Source organism: Olleya namhaensis (genome assembly GCF_900114005.1).
GTDB lineage: Bacteria > Bacteroidota > Bacteroidia > Flavobacteriales > Flavobacteriaceae > Olleya > Olleya namhaensis.
In genome coordinates, this window is sequence record NZ_FORM01000021.1 from 1 (window position 1) to 3,068 (window position 3,068).

Sequence of the window (3,068 nt, forward strand, 5' to 3'; positions counted from 1 at the left end):
TGTTATGAAACTGCAACATTCAACAACACAACGTGTACATGGGATGTTTCTGGATCTAAACCTGCGGAACCAACAACACAATGTTACGAAACTGCGACATTCAACAACACGACTTGTACTTGGGATCTAACGGGAACACAACCTGTGGAACCAACTACGGAATGCTACGAAACTGCAACATTCAATAACACAACTTGTACTTGGGACGTAACAGGAACAAAACCTGCGGAACCAACTACGGAATGTTACGAAACTGCAACATTCAACAACACAACGTGTACATGGGATGTTTCTGGAACAAAACCTACGGAACCAACAACAGAATGTTACGAAACTGCAACGTTCAACAACACGACTTGTACTTGGGATGTTTCTGGAACAAAACCTACGGAACCAACAACAGAATGTTATGAAACTGCAACATTTAACAATACAACTTGTACTTGGAATGTTTCTGGAACGCAACCTGCGGAACCAACTACAGAATGTTATGAAACTGCAACATTCAACAACACAACTTGTACTTGGAATGTAACAGGAACAAAACCTGCGGAACCAACAACAGAATGTTATGAAACTGCAACATTCAACAGTACAACTTGTTCTTGGGATGTTTCTGGATCTAAACCTGCGGAACCAACAACACAATGTTACGAAACTGCAACGTTCAACAACACAACTTGTACTTGGGATGTTTCTGGATCTAAACCTACAGAACCAACAACAGAATGTTATGAAACTGCAACGTTTAATAATACAACATGTACTTGGGACGTAACAGGAACACAACCTGCTGAACCAACTACGGAATGTTACGAAACTGCAACGTTTAATAATACAACATGTACTTGGGACGTAACGGGAACGCAACCTACGGAACCTTCAACAGAATGTTACGAAACTGCAACATTCAATAATACAACTTGTACTTGGAGTGTAACAGGAACAAAACCTGCGGAACCAACTACGGAATGTTATAAAACTGCAACGTTCAATAATACAACTTGTACTTGGGATGTTTCTGGATCTAAACCTGCCGAACCAACTACGGAATGTTACGAAAGTGCAACCTTCAACAACACTACTTGTACTTGGGATGTTTCTGGATCTAAACCTGCGGAACCAACAACAGAATGCTATGAAACTGCAACGTTCAACAACACGACTTGTACTTGGGATGTTTCTGGAACGCAACCTGCGGAACCAACTACGGAATGTTATGAAACTGCGACATTTAATAATAATACATGTACTTGGGATGTAACAGGAACACAACCTTCAGAACCAACAACAGAATGTTATGAAACTGCAACGTTCAACAACACGACTTGTACTTGGGATGTTTCTGGAACAAAACCTACGGAACCAACAACAGAATGTTATGAAACTGCAACATTCAACAACACAACGTGTACATGGGATGTTTCTGGATCTAAACCTGCAGAACCTACAACAGAATGTTACGAAACTGCAACATTCAACAACACAACGTGTACATGGGATGTTTCTGGAACACAACCTGCGGAACCAACAACAGAATGTTATGAAACTGCAACATTTAATAATAATACATGTACATGGGATGTTTCTGGAACACAACCTGCGGAACCAACTACGGAATGTTACGAAACTGCAACGTTTAATAATACAACATGTACTTGGGACGTAACGGGAACACAACCTGCGGAACCAACTACGGAATGTTACGAAACTGCAACGTTTAATAATACAACATGTACTTGGGACGTAACGGGAACGCAACCTGCGGAGCCAACAACAGAATGTTATGAAACTGCAACATTTAATAATAATACATGTACTTGGGATGTAACAGGAACACAACCTTCAGAACCAACAACAGAATGTTACGAAACTGCAACGTTCAACAACACGACTTGTACTTGGGATGTTTCTGGAACAAAACCTACGGAACCAACAACAGAATGTTATGAAACTGCAACATTTAACAATACAACTTGTACTTGGAATGTTTCTGGAACAAAACCTGCGGAACCAACAACGGAATGTTATGAGACTACAACATTCAACAATACAACTTGCACTTGGGATATTTCTGGAACACAACCTGCAGAACCAACAACAGAATGTTACGAAACTGCAACATTCAACAACACAACGTGTACATGGGATGTTTCTGGAACACAACCTGCAGAACCTACAACAGAATGTTACGAAACTGCAACATTCAACAACACAACGTGTACATGGAATGTTTCTGGAACACAACCTGCAGAACCTACAACAGAATGTTACGAAACTACAACATTCAACAACACAACGTGTACATGGGATGTTTCTGGAACACAACCTGCAGAACCTACAACAGAATGTTACGAAACTGCAACATTCAACAACACAACGTGTACATGGAATGTTTCTGGAACACAACCTGCAGAACCTACAACAGAATGTTACGAAACTACAACATTCAACAACACAACGTGTACATGGGATGTTTCTGGAACACAACCTGCAGAACCTACAACAGAATGTTACGAAACTGCAACATTCAACAACACAACGTGTACATGGAATGTTTCTGGATCTAAACCTGCAGAACCAACAACAGAATGTTACGAAACTGCAACATTCAACAACACAACGTGTACATGGAATGTTTCTGGATCTAAACCTGCAGAACCAACAACAGAATGTTACGAAACTGCAACATTTAATAATAATACATGTACTTGGGATGTAACAGGAACACAACCTGCGGAACCAACAACAGAATGTTACGAAACTGCAACGTTCAACAACACGACTTGTACTTGGGATGTTTCTGGATCTAAACCTACGGAACCAACAACAGAATGTTATGAGACTGCAACATTCAACAATACAACGTGTTCTTGGGATGTTTCTGGATCTAAACCTGCGGAACCAACTACGGAATGTTATGAAACTGCAACATTCAATAACACAACTTGTACTTGGGACGTAATAGGAACAAAACCTGCGGAACCAACTACGGAATGTTACGAAACTGCAACATTCAATAACACAACTTGTACTTGGGACGTAACAGGAACAAAACCTGCGGAACC

General features: G+C 40.4%; 1 protein-coding gene. It reads left to right on the forward strand.

Annotated features, from left to right (window positions below; translation table 11 throughout):
• Positions 1 to 3,068: hypothetical protein (locus BMZ09_RS16250; RefSeq protein ID WP_177183554.1), on the forward strand; the 3,068-nt coding region annotated here is incomplete at both ends.